A 19,878-nucleotide genomic window follows, 5' to 3' on the forward strand; every position below is an offset into this window, starting at 1 on the left:
ACGTCTGCGCTCATGCCACGACGGCAGGTCATCGCAGCCCTGGGAATCCTCCTCGTCGCCGCACTCGCGGTGACCGCCTTCGCCGACGCCGCCCGGTCCGGGGAGGGACAGGCGGCGCGCTCCAACCTCACCCTCATCGCCCCCGCGGCCGCCGGTGGCGGCTGGGACCTGGTCGCCCGCGAGGCGCAGCAGGCCATGCGCACCGGGAACATCGTCAACACCGTGCAGGTGGTCAACATCCCGGGTGCCGCCGGGACCATCGGGCTCAACCAGCTCGCCGGGCTCGCCGGTGAGGAGACCACCATGATGGTCACCGGCACCGTCATGCTCGGCGGGATCAGCCAGTCCGGCAGCGCGATCAGCCTGCAGGACACGACGCCGATCGCCCGGCTCGCGGAGGACTTCGAGGTCGTCGCGGTCCCGGCGGAGTCGCCGTTCCGGACGCTCGACGACATGCTCACCGCCTGGGCCGCGAACCCGGCCGCGCTGCCGGTCGGCGGCGGCTCGGCGGGCGGCATCGACCACATGGTCGCCGCCCAGCTCGCGCAGGCCCGCGACATCCCCGTCGAGCGGATGGTCTACACCCCGCACCCCGGCGGCGGCGAGCTCACGCTGAGCCTGCTGTCGACCGCGGCCGGCACCGTCGGCGTCGGGATCTCCGGCTACAACGACTTCCGCGACCTGGTGGAGTCCGGGCAGCTGCGGGTGCTGGCCGTCGTCGCGCCCGAACGCCTGCAGGGCGTCGACGCCCCGACCATGGACGAGCTCGGCATGCCCGAGGTCGACCTCGTCAACTGGCGCGGGCTCGTCGCCCCCGCCGGGATCACCCCCGAGGCCCGCGCGGAGCTGGAGCAGATCGCCCGCGAGATGGTCGGGACCGAGTCCTGGGGCGAGGCCGTGACCCGCAACCGCTGGGTGCGCAGCGAGATCTACGGCGAGGACTACGACCGCTACCTGGTCACCGAGCAGGCCCGCATCGACGACCTTCTGAAGGAGCTGGGGCTGGCATGAGCGGCCGTCCTGCACACCTGTCCCGGGGCGCGCTCGTCGTGCCCGCGATCCTCGCCGCGCTGGGGGTCTTCCTCACCTACGGCACGCTGACCATGCAGGTCGTCGGCGACGGCGGCCTGTTCGGCCCGACGACCATGCCCTGGATCGTCGCGGTCCTGTGCTACGTGGTCGCGGCGCTGCTGGCGTTCGACATCCTGCGGCCGCGACCCGAGTTCGACGCCCCGGCTCCCGCCGCGGCGGGCACCGGTGACGGCGACGGCGAGGGCACCGCCGCCGGGGACGCGCCGGCCGACACCGGGGTGAACGCCCCGGCCGTGCTGACCGCGGTCGGCGGCGTGGCCGCGTTCATCGTCGTCCTGCCCTACCTGGGCTGGATCCTGTCCGCGACCGGGCTGTTCGTCGCCGTCGCCGCCGCCCTGGGCAACCGGCGCTGGCCGGCGATGGCGCTCGGCGGGCTCGCCGTGTCCTCGGCGGTCCAGGTCGTGTTCAGCATGCTGCTCGGGATCTCGCTGCCCGCCGGCTTCGTCGGGGGGTTCTGATCGTGGAACAGCTGACCAACCTGCTCGGCGGCTTCGCCGACATCCTCAGCCCGTCCGCGCTGCTGTTCGTGTTCCTCGGTGCGCTGATGGGCACCGCGGTCGGGGTCCTGCCGGGGCTGGGCTCGGCGATGGCCGTGGCGCTGCTGCTGCCGCTGACCTTCGTCCTCGAACCGACCAGCGCGCTGATCATGTTCACCGGCATCTACTTCGGTGGCCTGTTCGGCGACTCCATCGCCGGGTTCCTCATGAACACCCCCGGCAACTCGACCGCCATCGCCAGCACCTTCGAGGGCCACCGGATGGCGCTGCGCGGCAAGGCCGCCCAGGCTCTGGCCACCGGCGCGATCGGCGCGTTCATCGGCGGCATGGTCGCCTCGGCGCTCGTCGTGTTCTTCGCCCCGACCCTCGCCCGGCTCGCCACCGGCTTCGGCCCCGCCGAGTTCCTCGCGCTGGCCGTGTTCGCCTTCGTCGCGATCTCCGCGGTGGTCGCCGACTCCGCGATCCGCGGCGTCGCCGCGCTCGCGATCGGCCTGACCCTCGCCCTGGTCGGGATCGACCAGCCGACCGGCACGCCCCGGTTCTCCTTCGGCTTCTCCCCGCTGCTCGACGGCGTCTCGATCGTCGTGATCACGGTGTCGCTGCTGGCGCTGGGCGAGGTGTTCAGCCAGGCCGCGAAGGTCGGCCGGGCCGAGGAGACCAGGGCCGTCATGCCGACCGGCCGGTGGTGGCTGTCGAAGGCCGAGTTCCGCCAGGCGCTGCCCGCGTGGCTGCGCGGCACCGCGATCGGCGTCCCGTTCGGCGTCATCCCGGCCGGTGGCGCCGAGGTGCCGACGTTCCTGGCCTACGGGACCGAGCGCAGGCTCGACCGGCGCAAGGCCGAGCCGACCTTCGGGAAGGGCGCCATCGAGGGCGTCGCGGCACCGGAGGCCGCGGGCAACGCCACCGCGGGCACCGCGATGGGCGCACTGCTCGCGCTGGGCCTGCCCACCTCCGCGACCGCGGCGATCCTGCTCGCCGCGTTCCAGCAGTACGGCCTGCAGCCGGGCCCGCTGCTGCTGGAGCGCTCCGGGGACATCGTGTGGGCGCTGCTCGCCGGGTTCTTCCTGGCGATGATCGTGCTGCTGATCCTCAACCTGCCGTTCGCGCCGCTGTGGGCGCAGCTGCTGCGGGTCCCGAAGTCCTACCTGTACGCGGGCATCGCGGTGTTCGCCGCATTCGGCGTGTACGCCTCCGGGGCGAGCCAGGTCGACCTGGTGATCATGCTGGTGGTGGGGGTGCTCGGGCTGGCGATGCGGCTCTACGACATCCCCGTCGCGCCGGTGCTGATCGCGGTGATCCTCGGGCCGCTGGCGGAGTACTCGCTGCGCGACGCGATGGGCAACTCCGACAACGACCCGGCGGTGCTGGTGTCGAGCCCGATCACCGTGGTGCTGTACCTGCTGCTCCTCGCCGGCCTGGGGTGGACGGCGTGGCGCCGGTTCGCCGAGAAGCGCGCCGCCGACGTGTGATCACCCCGCGGCGCGGGCCAGCTCGACGGCCCGCGCCAGGGTGGTGAGGCGCTCGTCGAGCGTCTCCCCCGCGGGGTAGAGCCGGACGGTGCCGACGCCGGCGGCGGCCCAGTCCCGCAGCCGCGCGGCGACCCGTTCCTCGGTGCCGATCAGCGTCGTCCCCAGCACCATCTCGTCGGTGACCAGGGCCGCGGCGCCGGCCCGGTCCCCGCCCTGCCAGGCGGCGCGGACGGCGTCGGCGCGCTCGCCCCAGCCCTGGCGGCGGTAGGCGTCGAAGTAGAAGTTCCGCCGGGCGGTGCCCATCCCGCCGAGGCTGAACGCGATGCCGGGGCGGCGGGCGTCGACCATCGCCGCCTGGTCGGCCTCGTCGGCGGCGAAGGCGACCTCGGCGCCCTGGCAGACCTCGATCGCGGACCGGTCCCGCCCGGCGGCGCGCAGACCGGTGTCGAGGTGGGCGAGGTAGGCGTCGGCGCCCTCGGGGACGAAGCTCGTGCCCAGCCAGCCGTCGGCGACCCGCCCGGTGAGCTCCAGCATCCGCGGGGACAGCGCGGCGACGAACACCGGCAGGTCCGGCACCGGCGTGGTCGACAGCCGCATCGGGCGGCCCTCACCGCCGGGCAGCGGGATCGCGACGGTCTCGCCGTCGTAGGCGATGCGCTCCCCCGCGCAGGCGGCCCGGATGACCTCGATCGTCTCGCGCAGCCGGGTGAGCGGGCGGGCGAACGGCACCCCGTGCAGGCCTTCGATCACCTGCGGGCCGGACGGGCCGAGCCCGAGCAGGAACCGGCCCTGCGACATGTCGTGCAGGGTCAGCGCGGCCTGGGCGATCGCGACCGGCGAGCGGGTGCCGACCTGGATCACCCCGGAGCCGAGCCGGATCCGCTCGGTGCGGGCGGCGAGGTAGCCCAGCGCCGACGGCGCGTCCGAGCCCCACGCCTCGGCGACCCAGCAGTCGTCGAGGCCCAGGCGTTCGGCCTCGACGACGAACTCGACGGTCTCGCGCCAGTCACCGCCGGAGGCCTCGACCGTCGTGGCGGTCCTCATCGGCCGTCCCGGACGAGCCCGACCGGGCCGTACGCGGGCACGTCCCCCGCGGCGAGCACCGCCGCGGCCATCGGCGCCAGCAGCGCGGCGAGCTCGGCGGTCCGTTCCGGGCCGAGAGCGCCCCACGGGCGGGCGGCGGCCCGGTCGGTGAGCCGTTCGATCTCGTCGTGCTCGTCGGCGCCGGCGGCGGTGAGCGCGCCGGTGGCGTCGACCCAGCCGCGGGCCCGCAGGTCCTCCGCGCCGGCCGCCCAGGCCTCCGGGTCGAAGCCGCGGGCGGTGCGCAGCCACTCGCCGTCGGTCTCCCCGGCGGCGATCTTGAGGTGGTGCGCGGCGACCGGGCCGACGCCCCGCGCGACCAGGACCGCGACGTGACCGTCCCCGCGGTGCTCGCGCAGCGTCGTCGTCGCCTGCCAGAGGGTCTCGAGGTCGCCGTCGGGGCGGGGCAGCGCGGCGTTCGCGGCGGCGAGGACGCGGCCGTCGACGTCGACCTCCCCGGCGGCGGCCCAGGCGAGCTCCGCGGCCCGGTGCAGCGCGGCCGGGTCGGCGGCCGGGCCGGTGCCGTCGAGCCCGGACCGGCGCAGCGCGGCGGCGGAACCGGCGAGCCGGGCCGCGAGCGCCCCGTCGGGGGTCGCGAGCGACCAGACCCCGGGCAGCGCACGGGCGGCCATCGACGGGTGGAAGCCGTGGAACGCGGCCGTCACGGGTGCCGCTCCCACCGGCCCCAGCGGGGCGGCGCGCATCGCGAAGTAGCCGCGCCAGAACCCGCGGAACCCGGCCGCCTCGGCGGCGGCCCGCGCCTCGGGGGCGAAGTACACGACGTCGTGGACCGGTTCGAGCTCGGTCCACAGTGTCCGCGCGGTCTGCACCGCGATGTCGGGGACGGTCACCACCGCACCGTAGTGCGGCGGTGACCGTCCCGGACAGGTCTCTCCCGCTCGGCGGTCAGGAGAGGTGGTGGCGCTCCTGCAGCGCGTAGACGGGGGTGTCGATGCCCGCCTCACGCGCCTTGAGCTGCAACGCGAGGTACAGCGAGTAGAACCGGCTCTGGTGCAGGTTGCCGCCGTGGAACCACAGGTTCTGCTGCTGGGTGGGCTTCCACATGTTGCGCTGCTCGCCCTCCCAGGGACCGGGGTCCTTGGTCGTGTCCGAGCCCAGGCCCCACACCTTGCCCACCTTGTCCGCGACGTCCTGGCCGACGATGTCGGCGGCGAGGCCGTTCATCGACCGGTAGCCGGTCGCGAACACGACGAGGTCGGCGTCGAGCTCGATGCCGTCGGCGAGCCGCACCCCCTTCTCGGTGAACTCCTGCATCTGGCCGCGGACCAGCTTCACCTTGCCGTCCGCGACGAGCTCGGCGGCACCGACGTCGATGTAGTAGCCCGAGCCACGGCGGAGGTACTTCATGAACAGGCCGGAGTCGTCGTCGCCGAAGTCCAGCTCGAACCCGGCCTCCTCCAGCCGCCGGTAGTAGTCCGCGTCGACCTCGCGGGCCTTGTCGTAGGCCGGCTTCTGGAAGGTGTGCATGATCCGGTACGGCAGCGACGCGAAGATCATGTCGGCGGTGTGGGTGTCGACGCCCGCCTTGACCGCGCGCTCGGAGTAGAGGTCCCCGAGGCCGTACTCCATCAGCGTGTCGGACTTGATGATGTGGGTGGACGAGCGCTGCACCATGGTGACGTCGGCGCCGACCTCCCACAGCGAACCGCAGATGTCGAATGCGGAGTTGTTCGACCCGATGACCACGACCTTCTTGCCCCGGTAGGCGTCCGGGCCGGGGTGCTGCGACGAGTGCTGGACCTCGCCCCGGAACTGCTCCCGGCCCGGGAAGTCGGGGATGTTCGGCTTGCCGGAGACGCCGAGCGCGATCACGAGCTGGCGCGGGCGCAGGGTGATCTGCTCGCCCGCCCTGTCGACGACGACGCTCCAGCGGCCGGCCGCCTCGTCGAACCCGGCGCTGCGCGCGGTGGTGGAGCCCCAGTAGTTCAGCTCCATGATCCGCGTGTAGAACTCCAGCCAGTCGCCGATCTTGTCCTTCGGCGCGAACACCGGCCAGTTGTCCGGGAACTTCAGGTACGGCAGGTGGTCGTACCAGACCGGGTCGTGCAGGGCGAGGCTCTTGTAGCGCTTGCGCCAGGAGTCGCCGGGCCGCTCGTTGCGCTCGACGATGATCGTGTCGACGCCGAGCTGGCGCAGCCGCGCGCCCAGCGCGATACCGCCCTGGCCGCCGCCGATGATCACGACCTCGGGGTCGCGGGTGCGCCCCAGCTCGGCCAGCTCGGCCTCGCGGCGCTCCTTCCAGGTGACCCGGTCCGGGTTGGCGCCGTGCTCGGTGCCGAACGGCCGGTTCTCCCCGCGGGGCTCCTCGTGCCCCTTGAGCTCGTCGAGGGTGGTGAGGAAGGTCCACGCCTTCCCGTCGACGATGCGGACGTGCCCGGAGCCCCGCCCGACGGCGGTCTCGAAGGTGAACCACCCGTCGGTGACGCCACCGGCCTCGGTCGGCTCGGCGGACAGCGTCCAGTGCGACGGGTCGGTCGCGTCGAGGGTGTGGGTCAGCAGGTCACGGACGCCGTCGTGGTGCTCGACGGTCTTCATGTTCCAGGTGAACGCGACCAGGTCGCGCCAGTAGCTCTCGTCGGCGAACAGCGCGACGGCGCGGTCGATGTCACGGGCGGACAGGGCGTCGGCGAAGGCGGTGAGCCAGCCCTCCGCGGTCGTGCGTGCCGCCGTCTTCTCCTGCGTGGTGGTCACGGGCACCTCCTGCGAGCGGTTCGCCACGACCGGGGCGGCGCTCGCCGTCCTGCCGCGGTCGTCGGGGCAACGGAGGTGAGTGAACACCACGCGTGTGATCCACGACACCGGTTGCGGGGAGGTTGCAACTCCCCCTCACCGCGGCAGGACGGGGGCCTCAGGCGAGGTCGGGCCGCAGCGGGCTCTTCTCCCCCGCCTCGACGGCCACCTCCAGGGTGTTCCCGGCGGGCGGCAGCGGGCAGGTGGCGTGGGCGGTGAACGCGCACGGCAGGTTCACCACCCGGTTCAGGTCCACCTCCAGCGTCCCGTCCGGCGCCGGGTCGTCGGTGCGCAGGATGCGGCCGCCGCCGTAGGTGGTGTCCCCGGAGGTGGCGTCGCGGAAGTGCAGCGACAGGCCGCCGTCCTTCCCGGCCAGCGCCACGAGCCGCTGCGGGGCACCGGCCCAGGTGAACGCGACCTCGCCGACCGCGGTCGGGAAGTGCTGCAACCCGGCGACGACGGCGTCGACCGTCACCGTCCGCGGCGCGTCGTAGGGGGTGAACACGGCGTCGACGACGGCGGCCGGGTCGTAGGGCCAGGCGGGCACCCCGGTGAACGCGGTCCGGGTGCGGGCCTGCGGGTCGCGCACGCGCAGCGCCCACGAGTCGGTGCGCCGCGCGATCTCGACGACCCGCTCCCCCACCGCGATCATCACGCCGGGGGCGCCGTCGACGGGCCGGACGTGCGCGGTGCCGTCGAGCGGTCCGGTCGCGCCGGGCAGCACGACCCCGTCGGCCGCGACGGCGGTGACCGCGACCTCGTCGGGTCCCGCGGCGCGCCAGGTCCCGGGCAGCCCGGGTACGGCACCGGCACCGGCGTCGAGCCAGTGCAGGGCGGTCAGGGACAGCCAGCCGTGCGGCTCGCGGAGGGTCTGCTCGCGCGCGGCACGCCACGCGTCGTGGGCGGTGAGGGTGCTCGTCATGTGGGGGCAACACCCCACCCGGGCGGAGGTGTTCCCCCGGCGCCGCGGCTCAGTGCACGCGGCGGCGGACCGACTCCGGGTCCGGGCGGGTCAGCGCGATCACCCCGCCGAGCGCGACGAGGACACCGGCCAGCGCCGCCCCCTCCCAGCCGGGCCGGATCCGGTCGCCGAGCAGCGCGATCCCGACGAGACCGGGGACGACCACCTCGGTCACCGACAGCACCGCCGTCGCCGGGCCGACGGCGCCGTCCTGCAGGGCGCGGGCGAAGGCCAGCACCCCGAGCACCCCCATCGCGACGACGCCGTACACCAGCGGGTCGAGCAGCAGGCTGCCCGCGGTCTCCCACCGGAGCGGGCCGGGGTGGATCGCGCGGACGGCCAGCGCCGTGCCGCCGAAGCCCAGCCCGGCCAGCAGCGCCAGCAGCATCGGCCGCCCGGCCCGCCACACGAACGGGGCGGCGGCGAGGATCACCACGAACGACACCAGCAGGACCGGGGTGGCCACGGGGGGCAGCGCGTCCGGGCGGTCCGGCTCGGCGCTCGCGGCGACCACGACCAGCCCCGCCAGCACCGCGGCGACCGCCCACCGGTCGCGCCGGATGAGGTTCCACGGGTTCCAGCCGTGGTCGGCCAGCGTGGTCAGCGCGATCGCGCCCGCCAGGATCGACTGCACCGCGAAGACCGGCAGGTACCGCAGCGCGACGACGGTGAGCACCCAGGCCACGACGTCGGCGAGCAGCCCGGCCAGGAACCACGGCTGCAGCCACACCGGGCGCCCGTACTTCGCCAGCCTGCTGCCGCGGGCCTCCCAGAGGGCGGCGACGGTGTTGCCGACCATCGCGGTCGCGGCGATCAGCAGGGCGAACAGTGTGGTCATGTCCGGGCCCATCCTGCCCGCCCGCGGCACGACCTGCTCCGGACACGCCGATCGGCGCCCGTGGGTGTGGTGGCCGGTGCCGGGCGTGCACACTCGGCGCATGCGCATGCGGTTCGGCCCGGACTCCGACGACGAGTTCCACGCGGCCGCCCAGGAACTGCTCGACGGGTTCGCGGCGTGGCTGACCGAGAACGAGGTGGTCGCCGAACCGATGTCGGCGGAGCTGCTGCTGCAGTACAAGTGGCTCGCCGGCGACGGCGACCTCGCCGACTGGCCGCTGGAGCACATCGAGACCTTCCTCGACGGCTGGTGCCCGCACATCGTGCTGGAGCACCGGCTGCCGGTGCGGCTGGTGCCCGCCAGTGTCGCCGCGTTCGTGGAGTTCCTCGACGAGCGCGGACTGCTGGCCCCGGGCTCGCCGCGGCCGTCGCAGGTGCGGCGGCTGTGCGGCGAGTACGTCGAGGAGTACGACGAGCTGGAGGCCGGGGCCGGGTCGCCGCTGCTCACCGAGCTGGGCGACGACCCGGACCCGGTGCGGATCCCCTCGCCCGCCGACCGGGCGGCGTCCGCGGCGCAGGCCCGGATCCTGCACGACGCGCGGGCGCTGGCCGGCTGGTGCGGCCCGCGCGGCCGGGCCCTGACCGCGACGGGCAACCTGCGCCTGGCCGACGCCCGCGAGCTGGTCGGCCTGCTCGGCACCGGCGACGAGCCGGACCGCGTCGCCCGCCTCGACCGCTCGACCCGGCTGCGGACCCTGACCTGGGTGCTGGAGACGAGCGTGCGCGCCGGCGCCGTCCGGCGGGAGTCGGGGCGGCTGGTGGCGGTGCCGCGCTTCGCCGGGCTGGACGACACCTCCGCCCACGAGGACCTCGTGCTCGCCGCCCGCGAGGTGGGCGCGCTGTCGACCGGCTGGCCGCACGTCGCCGCCGAGGACACCGCGGACCCGGACCTGCCCGTCCGGGAGGCCGCGCCGATCGCGGTCGACGACACCGCACCCGACGCGGACGTGGTGTTCACCGGCGAGATCGACGACGAGGCGATCGAGGCACTGCTGCGCGCCGAGGAGGGGCCGCCGTCGGAGGACGCGACCCCGGCCCTGCTGTTCCTGCTGCGCCACGTCGACGACGGCGTCGACCACGACGACCTGCGCCACGCCCTGGACGTGCTCCTCGACTGGACCGAGGACGCCGACGGGGACGCCGACGTCGCCTCGCTCCGGACCGCGACGCTGCTCGAGCAGCTGGAGCGGCTCGGGTTGGTCGAATGGGCCGGGTCGCGCCGCGAGGCCGACGGGGCGGACGAGGTCCGGGTCGGCGGGATCGTGCAGCTCACCCCGGGCGGGGTCGCGTGCGCGCTGCTGCTGCTCGCCGCGGAGGACCTGCACTACCCGACCCGGCCGGACCCGGCGGTCGCCTCGGCCGCGGAGATCGTCGAGCTGGCCGGGGAGGTCCCGCCCGACGAGTGGCGCCGCGACATCGACGCCTGGCACGCCGCGCAGCCCGATCCGGCGCGGGCGGTGGCCGAGTTCGTGGCGGCGGCGCTCGCACCGGGGCAGACGCTGCTCGTCGCCCTCACCGCGACCGGCGTGGCCGCGGACCGCTTCGGCGCCGAGGCCGTCGACACCCTGCTGCACGACCACCTCGACGGCCCGCACCGCGGCATGGTGGCGCGCCGGCTGGTCGCGCGCGGCGAGATCGACGCCGACGCCGTCGAGCCGGAGCTGCTGCTCACCGCCTCGATCGACGTGCTGGCCGTCGCGCTGGACACCGTCGACGCCGAGGACTGGCCGGACGCGTTCGCCGCCGAGTTCCCGCCCGAGACCCTCGAGGTGTTCGACGCCGTGTGGCAGCTGGACCATCCGCGGGTCGGCGAGGTGCTGGCCGCGCTCGGCGAGCACCATCCGGACGCCGCGGTGGCCAAGGCGGCACGCCGGGCCAGGGAACGCTGGCGCAGCAGGACCGGGGGCGCCTGAGCCGCCGGGCGCAGCAGCTCGCCGCGGGCCCCGCCGCATGCGAACATGTGTTCGTGCGCGGCCTGGCCACCATCCTACATGCCGACCTGGACTCGTTCTACGCGTCGGTCGAGCAGCGCGACGACCCGCGCCTGCGGGGGCGGCCGGTGGTCGTGGGCGGCGGTGTCGTGCTGGCCGCGAGCTACGAGGCGAAGGCGCACGGCGTGCGGACCGCCATGAACGGCCGCCAGGCGCGGGCGCTGTGCCCGCAGGCGATCGTCGTCCCGCCGCGGATGGCGGCCTACTCCGAGGCGAGCCGCCGGGTGTTCGCGCTGTTCCGCGACACGACCCCGGAGGTCGAGGGGCTGTCGATCGACGAGGCGTTCCTGGAGGTCGGCGGCCTGGCGAGGATCGCGGGCACGCCCCGCGAGATCGCCGCGCGGCTGCGCGAGCGGGTGGCCCGGGAGGCGGGGCTGCCGATCAGCGTCGGCGTGGCCCGCACGAAGTTCCTCGCCAAGGTGGCCAGTGGGGCCTCGAAGCCGGACGGGCTGCTCGTCGTCGACCCGGCGCGGGAGCGGGAGTTCCTGCACCCGCTGCCGGTGCGCAGCCTGTGGGGCGTCGGGGCGGTGACGGCGGGGCGGCTGCACGAGGTGGGCGTGCGGACCGTCGCCGACGTCGCCGCGCTCGGTGAGGCCGCGCTCGTGTCCTACCTGGGGCCGGCCGCGGGGCGGCACCTGCACGCGCTCGCGCACCTGCGGGACCCCCGCCCGGTGGACACGCACCGGACCCGCCGCTCGATCGGGTCGCAGCGGGCGCTGGGCCGCCGCCCGCGCACCGACGCCGAGCTCGACGGCATCCTGGCCTCGACCGTCGACCGGCTGGCCCGGCGCCTGCGTGCCCCGCGCGGGTCCGACCGTGACGAGCCGGACGAGACCCTCGACCCTCTCGGCGCCGCGGGGGGCGGGCGGGTCTGCCGCACCGTCGTGCTGCGGGTGCGGTTCGGCGACTACGCCCGGATCACGCGCTCGCACACGCTGCCGGTCGCGACCGCGCACACGCCGACGATCCTCTCGGCCGCCCGCCGGCTGCTGCACGACGCCCTGCCCGACATCCACGCCCGCGGCATCACCCTGCTCGGCCTGTCGCTGACCAACCTGGACCGCGACGACGCCCTGCAGCTGGAGCTCCCCCTCGACGCCCACGCCGGCCCGGCCCTGGACACCGCGCTCGACGCCGTCCGCAGCCGGTTCGGCTCGGCCTCGGTCGGCCGCGCCAGCCGCCTCGGCCACGACGAGGGGCTGCAGGTGCCCCTGCTCCCCGAACACGAGTGATCGTCAACCCGAGGTTGACGAAAGACGGTCGTCAACTTACGGTTGACGCATGACGCCACCGACGCCCCTGGGCGGCACCGTCCGCCTCGACGACCTCATCCACGCCATCACCTCGGTCCACCAGGACCCGCTGGAGCAGCTCTCCGACGCCGTGCTCGCCGGGGACCACCTCGGCGAGGTCGCCGACCACCTGATCGGCCACTTCGTGGACCGGGCCCGCCGGGCCGGGGCGTCGTGGACCGACATCGGCCGCAGCATGGGCGTCACCAAGCAGGCCGCGCAGAAGCGGTTCGTCCCCCGTCCGGACGCCCCGGAGAACATGGCCCAGGGCTTCGAGCGGTTCACCCCGCGGGCCCGCAACGTCGTGGTCTCCGCGCAGAACGAGGCCCGCACGGCCGAGAACGACCGGATCACCCCGGCGCACCTGGTCCTCGGCCTGCTCGCCGAGCCGCAGGGGCTGGCCGTCGCGCTGCTGACCGGGCTGGGCACCGACACCACGGCGCTGCGCGAGGCCGCCGTCGCCGCGCTCCCGGAACGCGCGACGACGGTGCCCGCCCTGATCCCGTTCGACCCGGCCGCGAAGAAGGCCCTGGAGCTGACCTTCCGGCACGCGCTGCGGATGGGGCACAACTACGTCGGGACCGAGCACGTCCTGCTGGCCCTGCTGGAGCAGGAGGACGGCGACGGTGTCCTGACCCGGTCGGGCGTCGACGATGAGCGGGTGGAGCAGGCCGTCACCGAGGCGATCGCCGCGATGACCGGGGGCGGGGCCGGGGAGAGCTGACGGCGGGGTGGAGACGCCGTGGCCGGGGCGGGACCCCGGGCGGGCTCAGGTCGCGAGCTCGATGCTCCCCCGCACCGACTCCGGTGCCCCGTCGGACCCGGCCGCGACGTCGATGCGGTCCCCGTCCGGGGTCCCGCCGACCCAGACGTCGGCGCCGGCGAAGGCGGGAGCGGTGAGGCGGTACTCGAAGCCGCGCACGAACGCCGTCGGGCGGTGGCGGCGCGCGATCTCCAGGCCGAGCAGGGCGAACAGCGGGCCGTGCACGACCAGACCGGGGTAGCCCTCGACGCCGGTGACGTAGGGCAGGTCGTAGTGGATGCGGTGGGTGTTGTAGGTCAGCGCCGACATCCGGAACAGCAGCTCCGGGCCGGTCGGCACGGTGAAGGCCCACTCGTGCTCCGGGCGTGGTGCCGGGTCCGGCGCGACCGTGCCCCGGACCGTGCCGGCCGGCTGCGAGCGGTAGACGATGTCCTGCTCCTCGACGCAGAGCAGCGTGTCGCCGCGGCGGAACTCCGCCCGCGTCGTCACGAACGCCATCTCGCCGCTGCGGCCCTGCTTGACCCGGACCGGGCCGAGCTCCTGGCGGCGGGTCACCGGTTCGCCGACCCGCCACGGGGCGTGCCAGGTCAGGCGTCCGCCGGCGAACATGCGTCGCCGGTCCGGGACCGGCGGCAGGAAGTGGCCCTCGCGGGGGTGGCCGTCGTCGCCGAGCGCGGACATCGGCGGGGTGTCGAGGAAGGCGAGCCAGTGCCACAGCGGCGGGAGCGGGTCCCCGTCGGCGGCGACCGGGTCGAGGTCGAGCAGCCCGGAGAACGCGGCGACCGACCACCGGGTGACGGTGTCGGTGCCGACGAGCGGACCGGGGGCCCAGCCGTCGAGGGCGGCGGCCAGGTCCGCGGGGGCGTCGCCGGGGCCGGTCACGACGCGACCTGGTAGCGGGTGTGCTGCAGGATCGTCCAGGCCACCAACGCCGGGTTGTCCACCATCGGCACGTGCCCGACGCCGGGGAGCACCACCAGCTCGGCGCCGGGGACGGCGTCCATCATCGGGCGGCCGTAGCGGCCGTAGGGGATGGTGCGGTCGGAGCCCGACCAGGCGATCCGCACCGGGCAGGGCAGCTGCTCGAACGGGGCGATCGCGGTGTCCATCCGGGCCGCGGACAGCAGCGGCTCCAGGATGGTGCAGCCGGCGAGGTCGTCGAACAGCTCCGCGACCTCCTCGGGGGAGTAGCGGTCAGTGTGCTCGGCCAGGGTGAGCAGCAGCAGCCTGCGGATCACCCCGCACGAGGCCAGCGCACGCACCGGCGCCCAGCCGGCGAGCAGCGCCCCGATCCGGAACGTCGCGAGCAGCCGGTACAGGTCCGCGGGCACCGACCAGGCCCCGGCCGGGGACAGCGCGACGACCGACCGGGCCCGGCCGCGACGGGCCAGCTCCAGCGCGGCCCAGCCGCCGAGGGAGTTGCCGACCACGTGCGGCCGCTCGGGCACACCGATCGCGTCGAGCTGCTCGGTCAGGCCGTCGACCAGCAGGTCGACGCTGAACTCGCCCTCGGGCATCGGCGGGCCGTCGAGGTGGCCGGGCATGGTCACCGCCCAGACCTCGTGGTGCTCCTCCAACATGGGCAGCAACGGCTTCCAGGCCCGCCACGACGAGGTCATCCCGTGGAGCAGCAGCAGCGGCTCCCCCGAGCCGCCGACGTGGTACGCGCTCATCCGACGATCATGGGCTCCGCGGCCCCGGGCTGCAGCGCGAGGACCTCCGCGAAACCGCCGGCCAGGCAGCGGGCGAACTCCTCGCGGTCGGTGATGGCGGCCGCGTCGATGTTGGCGCCGACGCAGCACTGGTCCCCGTGGGTGACCACGGAGATCATCGCGGCGCAGCCGGGCAGCGGCGCGAACGGGTAGACGCGGTCGATCCGGGCGCCGCAGAGGAACGCCTCGGAGCGCAGCCCCGGCACGTTCGACGCCTGGAGGTCGTTGCCCTGCGTCGACCCGCCCGCGACCAGGGTCAGCAGCGGGCCGGGCAGCCGGGCCAGCAGCGGCGCGACGACGTCGGGGCTCTCCAGTGCGGGCTCCTCGCGGGCCGCACGCATCTGCTCCCCCACCTCCCGGATCCTCCGGGCCGGGTCGGCGATGCCCATCGGCGCGGCGAGCCGGGCCGGCGCCCAGCGGTTGCCGCCCGCGGCGTCGCCCTCGCGGCGCACCGACACCGGCACCGAGGTGCGCAGCGTCGCGTCGCCGGTGACCGGGTGCCCCATCGCCTCGTGGTAGAGCCGGAACCCGCCGAGCAGCGAGGCGACGAAGGCGTCGTTGAACGAGCCGCCCACCGACTTGCCCGCCGCGCGCAGGTCGGCGAAGTCGACGTCGAGCGCCACGAACCGCCAGGACATGCCACGCGGGCGCAGCAGCTCCGAACCGCCGCCCGGCGGCGGGGACAGCACCCGCAGCGCCGAGTCGAGGTAGCGGGCGGTGTCGCGGGCCGCCGAGAGCGGGTGGGTGAGCGCGCCGACGACGTCGCGGGCGGCACGGGCGGCCGCCGGGACGATCCCGGCCTCGCGGCGGACGAGCCGGTCGACCTCGGCGAGCGGGTCGGGCGAGGTCGGCTCGGGCGCGGCGGGCTGCGGCTTGGTGTCGTCGTGCTCGCGCTTGCGGCTGTGCAGCTGCGACAGGAGCTGGACCACGCCCATGCCGTCGGTGAGCACGTGGTGCAGCTTCAGCAGGAACGCCGCGCGCCCGCCGGGCAGCCCCTCGACGAGCATGGCCTCCCACGGCGGCCGCTCCCGGTCGAACGGGGTCATCATGAACTGCTCGGCGATCGGGGACAGCTCCGCCCAGAAGCCCGGTCCGGCGCCGGGGATCCGCACCCGGCGCAGGTGGTAGTGCAGGTCGAACTCGACGTCGTGGATCCAGTACGGCGTGCCGAGCCCGCCCAGCGGCTCCCGGATGCGCTCGCGGAAGCGCGGGACCATCCGCGTCGCCCAGTCCACGGCGGCGACGAGCCGGTCCCAGTCGGGCTTGGCGTCGAGCAGCTCGACCGCCAGGACCGGGGACCGGAAACGGGGGTCGTCGCCCTCGGCCCGCCACATCATGACCTCGAACGGCGACATCTCGCGGGCCGAGCCCCAGCCCGCCGGGGAGTCGCTCATGCCGGGTCCTCCTGGCTGTCGTCGCTGCGGTCGTACTGCTGGGCGATGCGGCGCTCCGGCCACGCGGCGAGCGTGTCGAGGAACCGGCCGCGGACCTCCTCGGCGTACTTCCCGGCGTCCTCGGGGACCCAGGACGACGTGTCCACCGGGGGCAGGACGGCGACCTGCACGGTGCCGCCGCGCAGGGTCTGGGCGCCCCGCCACATGATCTCCCCCGCGTTGCGGATGACCACGGGCACGATCGGCACTCCGGCCTGCATCGCGATGTGGAACGCGCCCTTCTTGAACGGGCCGAGCCGGGGCGTCGGCGAGCGCGTGCCCTCCGGCGCGATCGCGAGCGAGATCCCCTCGTCGCGCAGCTTGTCGACGGCCGGCTGCAGCGCCGCCCGGGCGGCGCGGGAGTTGGAGCGGTCGATGAACGCGACGTCGGCGGCCCAGAACAGCTGTCCCCACACGGGGATCTGCGCGGCCTCCTTCTTCGCGACGCCGGTGAAGTTCTCGCGCAGCAGCTTCATCAGCACCGGCACGTCGAACTTCGACTGGTGGTTGAACACGAACACGCACGGCCGGGCGGAGTGGAGGTACTCCGCGCCGGTCACCTCGACGTCGATGCCGGCCAGCCCGAAGCCGACGTCGGCGCCGACCGAGCCCGCCATGTCGACGAAGCGGCGCCGCGAGCCGTGCAGCAGGCCCGCCCCGGCCGCGGCGGCCAGCCCGGCGGCCATGCCGCCGTAGAAGACCGCGGTGCGGGCGACGTCGGTGACGCTGGGGAACAGCCCGCCGCGCGGCGCGCAGTCCAGGACCGGCCAGCCCCTCTCGCCGGCGAGCGCGCGCAGCGAGTCGGTCGGTGAGACCGCGACCGCGTGGCCGACCGCGGACAGGAACTCCGCGTCCTCGGTGCCGTTGGCGTAGCCGAAGCAGTCCGCCAGGTCGACGCCGTGCGCGGCGGCGTCGGCGCGGACCGCCTCGGCCTTGCCCGCGCCCCACAGCGAGGTGCCCGCGACGCGGCCGGTGAGCACGCCGTCGCGCACCTCCAGCTCGGTGCACAGCACCCGGTCCGCGCCGAGCTCGTCGGCCATCGGCTGCACCTGGAACCGGGTGGCCGAGGACGCCATGACGACCTGGTGGCCCTGCTCCTGGTGGGCGGCGACCAGCTCCCACACCTCCGGGTGCAGCGAGCCCGCGATCTCGTCGCGGAACAGCGTCCGCCCGAGGGCGTGGAGCTCGTCCTCGCTGCGGCCCTTCCAGGTCGCGAGCGTGATGGACAGGAACTCCTTGAAGTCGTCGTCGGTGCGGATCCCGCGCATGCCCGACAGCACGGTGCGCACCATCTCGACCGGCCCGACGTCGAACTCGCGCAGCCGTCTGCGGTAGAAGGCGCCCGCGGAGTAGCCGTCGATGACGGTGCCGTCGTAGTCGAAGTACGCGACCGTCCCCGGTCCCGGCTCCGCCTCCCGGATGGCCCGGAGCCGGTCCCGGGTGTCCCCGGCCGGCGTCCCGTCAGCTGGCGACACCCGTATCCCCTTCCACACGCTGCTCCGTCCCGGACGGCGGGACCACCGGTGACACCGGGACGGCCCCGGGCACCGCCGTCCCGCCGGAGCCGAGGACCACCTCGAGGCGGGCGCGCTGCAGCTCGCCCAGCCGTCCCAGATCGTGGATCACCGCGGTGACCTCCGCCAGCCAGGCCGCGCGCCGCTCGCCCAGGGGCGCTCCGGCCGCGCCGGACTCCGGTTCGCCGAGCAGGTCGCGGTTGTCGGCCTGGCGCACTGCGGTGGTGTACAGCTCACGCGACACCGAGTCGGCGCGGTCGACCCGCTGCTGCAGCAGCATCTGCCGCCCGACGCCGAGGCAGTCCTCCAGGAACTCCTTCTCGTCGGTCATCGGCTCCTCGCCCAGGGCGGCGAGCCGGTCCGCGACGACGAGCTGGGCGTCGAGGAACGACCGCAGCACGCCCGGTGCGACCAGCAGCGGCGCCTGGCGCAGCGCGCCGCGCACGTCGGACGGGTTCGCCGCGCGGGTCCGCCACTCCGGGTCGACCAGGTCCAGCTCGGCGATGATCTCGGCCCGGAACTCGCGGCGGGTGGAGAAGAAGAACTCGAACTTGAGCAGGTCACGCAGCCGGGCCAGCTCGCGCCACGCGACCTCGACGATGTCCTCGTCGGGGTCGGCGTCGCCGACGCGCAGCAGTGCGACCTCGAGCATGGCGCGGTTGAGCAGGTGGTGCAGGGCGCCGTTGCGGTAGAACGCCGCGACGTGGTGGCGGTCGGTGCTGACGGCGAACACCGGCTCGGTGCCGGCGTCGTAGACGGTGACGACACCGGCCTCGGCGAGCCGGTCCAGCGTCATCCGCAGGCCGTGCCGGGTCCGCAGTTCGGCGATCGGCACCGGGATCCCGCGCGCTTCCAGGTAGTCCGCCAGCGGCGCGACGACCTCCCGGACCTGCTGCAGGGTCAGCGCCCGGTCCTGCGCCCAGAGCAGCGCGAACGTCGCGAGCGAGGTCGCCGTCGCCGGGGTGACGCGGTTGATGCCCGCGCACACCCGGAACGCGACCTTCTCCAGCTGCGCGCGGCCGGGGCCGGCGTCCTCCAGGGCGCGGCGCAGCGCGAACGGCTCGGCGAAGCGCACCCGGGCGGTGCCGATGTGGCGGCGCTGGTCGCGGAAGTAGCCGAACAGCCAGCCCAGGCCCTCGGCCTTCTTCTGCCCGCCGCGCTGCTCGGCGGCCATCGCGCCGACCTCGTGCAGCTGGTCGTAGACGATGGACACCGGGACCAGCACGGCGTCGAGCTCCGGGCGCTCCTCCAGCGCGGAGACCAGGTAGCGCAGCAGCCCGATGCGGGGCTTGCGCAGCTTCCCGGTGCGACTGCGGCCGCCCTCGAGGTACCACTCCAGGTTGAAGCGCTTGGACAGCAGGTGGCCGAGGTACTCGGTCATCGCCGCCTTGTAGACGGTGTCGCCGCCGAAGCTGCGGCGGATGAACACGATCCCGGCCCGGCGGCCCAGCGACCCCAGCGGCCAGAACGACAGGTTGTTGCCGCCGAGCACGTGGTTGCGCGGGAAGTTGCGGTCGTGCAGGACCTCGGCGAACAGCAGCGGGTCGGCGTAGGAGCGGTGGCTGGGCAGGAACACCAGCGCGTGCTCCTTGTTGAGCTCCCGCAGCCGCTCCAGGCCCGACTCGTCGACCTGGACGTCCCAGGCCTTCGCGTGCATCGGGCTCATCACGGCCCGGAAGGCGTCGATCGCCGGCGGGCTCTGCACGGCCGCCATCTCGTGCAGGCAGGACTCCAGGTCCCGCTCGATCTCGGCGGCGGGCTTCCCGGTCCGCGCGGCCAGCCCGTCGACGAGCGTCGGGAAGCGGGCCGAGGAGGTGATCTGCTCGACCATCCGGCGCGGCACCTTGTACCGGTCACCGAGGACGCGGCGCTCGGCGCGGTCGCAGGCCAGGATCGCCTGCCGGGCGACGAACCGGGTGAACCCGTCCGAGCCGGGCCTGCCGTTCTCCTGGGCGACGAACCGGGACACCAGGTCGGCGACGGTCGCGGGCTCCCCCGTCACGACCCGGGCCGCGTCCGGGCGGTGCTTCACCATCGACGGGTGCAGCGGCGACCAGGCCATCCGCATGACCGCGGACGTCGCCAGGCCGGTGAGCTTGCGGACCGGGCCGCTGTCCTCCGGCTCGGGGGTCAGCCACGCGACCCGGGCCGGGACGATCACCGTGCCGTCGCCGTGCAGGGCCTCCCCCAGCGCGGACGGCACCTCGCCGTTCGCGCCGAGCGCGACCACGGCGGCGGCCGGGTGCTCCTGTTCGGCCCAGCGGCGCAGGATGCCGCGTTCGGTGTGCGACCGGGCCTGGGTGACGACGACCTCTCGTCCGCCGGTGAGGTCGTTGTTCGTCATGGAGGCCCCCTGTCGGCACGCCCCGCCGCGGTGCGGCGCCTGGGGGGTCAACCTAGTTACCCGCCGGTTGGGCAACAACCCG

16 protein-coding genes are annotated in these 19,878 nt (G+C 74.9%); 6 read left to right on the plus strand and 10 right to left on the minus strand.

Going from position 1 to position 19,878, the window contains the following annotated elements; translation table 11 throughout:
- The first annotated feature begins 12 nt into the window (after nt 1-12).
- From KPL57_RS51910 to KPL57_RS51920, 3 genes are read left to right on the plus strand one after another with little or no spacing between them, the layout of a single operon-like run.
- A complete protein-coding gene (locus tag KPL57_RS51910; protein ID WP_226357783.1) occupies nt 13-1,011 on the plus strand; it encodes a tripartite tricarboxylate transporter substrate binding protein in 999 nt (332 codons plus the stop codon).
- A complete protein-coding gene (locus KPL57_RS51915; RefSeq protein ID WP_226357784.1) occupies nt 1,008-1,550 on the plus strand; it encodes a tripartite tricarboxylate transporter TctB family protein in 543 nt (180 codons plus the stop codon). Before KPL57_RS51910 ends, KPL57_RS51915 begins: the two co-directional genes overlap by 4 nt.
- A gap of 2 nt (nt 1,551-1,552) precedes the next feature.
- Nucleotides 1,553-3,058 carry a tripartite tricarboxylate transporter permease gene (locus tag KPL57_RS51920; protein WP_226357785.1) on the plus strand — a complete coding sequence of 502 codons (1,506 nt, stop codon included), beginning with the start codon at nt 1,553-1,555 and terminating at the stop codon, nt 3,056-3,058.
- Here the strand turns inward: KPL57_RS51920 and KPL57_RS51925 are convergent, their stop codons facing one another.
- The 5 genes from KPL57_RS51925 to KPL57_RS51945 all read right to left on the minus strand — a co-directional run bounded on the left by KPL57_RS51925 (nt 3,059) and on the right by KPL57_RS51945 (nt 8,688).
- Nucleotides 3,059-4,102, minus strand: coding sequence for an LLM class flavin-dependent oxidoreductase (locus KPL57_RS51925; protein WP_226357786.1), 1,044 nt, complete (start codon nt 4,100-4,102; stop codon nt 3,059-3,061).
- The gene (locus tag KPL57_RS51930; protein ID WP_226357787.1) at nt 4,099-4,989 is read right to left on the minus strand and encodes a hypothetical protein; all 891 of its coding nucleotides are present in this window, start codon (nt 4,987-4,989) and stop codon (nt 4,099-4,101) included. The genes KPL57_RS51925 and KPL57_RS51930 overlap by 4 nt, the downstream gene beginning before the upstream one ends.
- Before the next feature lie 55 nt (nt 4,990-5,044).
- Nucleotides 5,045-6,850, minus strand: coding sequence for an NAD(P)/FAD-dependent oxidoreductase (locus KPL57_RS51935; protein WP_226357788.1), 1,806 nt, complete (start codon nt 6,848-6,850; stop codon nt 5,045-5,047).
- Nucleotides 6,851-7,007: 157 nt separating this feature from the next.
- Nucleotides 7,008-7,811: a DUF1684 domain-containing protein gene (locus KPL57_RS51940; protein ID WP_226357789.1), complete on the minus strand. Its 804-nt coding sequence runs from the start codon at nt 7,809-7,811 to the stop codon at nt 7,008-7,010.
- Nucleotides 7,812-7,860: 49 nt separating this feature from the next.
- The gene (locus tag KPL57_RS51945; protein WP_226357790.1) at nt 7,861-8,688 is read right to left on the minus strand and encodes a hypothetical protein; all 828 of its coding nucleotides are present in this window, start codon (nt 8,686-8,688) and stop codon (nt 7,861-7,863) included.
- Between KPL57_RS51945 and KPL57_RS51950 the strand changes: the two genes are divergently transcribed.
- Genes KPL57_RS51950 through KPL57_RS51960 form a run of 3 tightly spaced genes read left to right on the plus strand, consistent with a single transcriptional unit; the run spans nt 8,687 to nt 12,754 of the window.
- The gene (locus tag KPL57_RS51950; RefSeq protein WP_226357791.1) at nt 8,687-10,660 is read left to right on the plus strand and encodes a hypothetical protein; all 1,974 of its coding nucleotides are present in this window, start codon (nt 8,687-8,689) and stop codon (nt 10,658-10,660) included. The two genes, KPL57_RS51945 and KPL57_RS51950, sit on opposite strands and share 2 nt — an antisense overlap.
- Before the next feature lie 47 nt (nt 10,661-10,707).
- Nucleotides 10,708-11,970 (plus strand): DNA polymerase IV, encoded by a 1,263-nt coding sequence (gene dinB / locus KPL57_RS51955; RefSeq protein ID WP_226357792.1) that lies wholly within the window; start codon nt 10,708-10,710, stop codon nt 11,968-11,970.
- A 49-nt stretch (nt 11,971-12,019) separates the two neighbouring features.
- Nucleotides 12,020-12,754 (plus strand): Clp protease N-terminal domain-containing protein, encoded by a 735-nt coding sequence (locus KPL57_RS51960; protein WP_226357793.1) that lies wholly within the window; start codon nt 12,020-12,022, stop codon nt 12,752-12,754.
- Between the two features lie 45 nt (nt 12,755-12,799).
- On the opposite strand, the gene KPL57_RS51965 is transcribed toward KPL57_RS51960, so the two are convergent.
- From KPL57_RS51965 to KPL57_RS51985, 5 genes are read right to left on the minus strand one after another with little or no spacing between them, the layout of a single operon-like run.
- A complete protein-coding gene (locus tag KPL57_RS51965) occupies nt 12,800-13,675 on the minus strand; it encodes a MaoC family dehydratase N-terminal domain-containing protein (protein ID WP_226357794.1) in 876 nt (291 codons plus the stop codon).
- The gene (locus KPL57_RS51970; RefSeq protein WP_226357795.1) at nt 13,672-14,466 is read right to left on the minus strand and encodes an alpha/beta fold hydrolase; all 795 of its coding nucleotides are present in this window, start codon (nt 14,464-14,466) and stop codon (nt 13,672-13,674) included. The genes KPL57_RS51965 and KPL57_RS51970 overlap by 4 nt, the downstream gene beginning before the upstream one ends.
- Nucleotides 14,463-15,899, minus strand: coding sequence for a wax ester/triacylglycerol synthase domain-containing protein (locus KPL57_RS51975; protein WP_226357796.1), 1,437 nt, complete (start codon nt 15,897-15,899; stop codon nt 14,463-14,465). The genes KPL57_RS51970 and KPL57_RS51975 overlap by 4 nt, the downstream gene beginning before the upstream one ends.
- Nucleotides 15,896-17,413, minus strand: a complete 1,518-nt coding sequence (locus KPL57_RS70890; RefSeq protein ID WP_226357797.1) for an HAD-IB family hydrolase — start codon at nt 17,411-17,413, stop codon at nt 15,896-15,898. Before KPL57_RS70890 ends, KPL57_RS51975 begins: the two co-directional genes overlap by 4 nt.
- On the minus strand, nt 17,400-19,796 hold the full coding sequence (locus KPL57_RS51985) for a glycerol-3-phosphate 1-O-acyltransferase (protein WP_226357798.1): 2,397 nt from the start codon (nt 19,794-19,796) through the stop codon (nt 17,400-17,402). The genes KPL57_RS70890 and KPL57_RS51985 overlap by 14 nt, the downstream gene beginning before the upstream one ends.
- Between the last annotated feature and the right edge of the window lie 82 nt (nt 19,797-19,878).

It is taken from the genome of Pseudonocardia sp. ICBG601 (genome assembly GCF_020496245.1).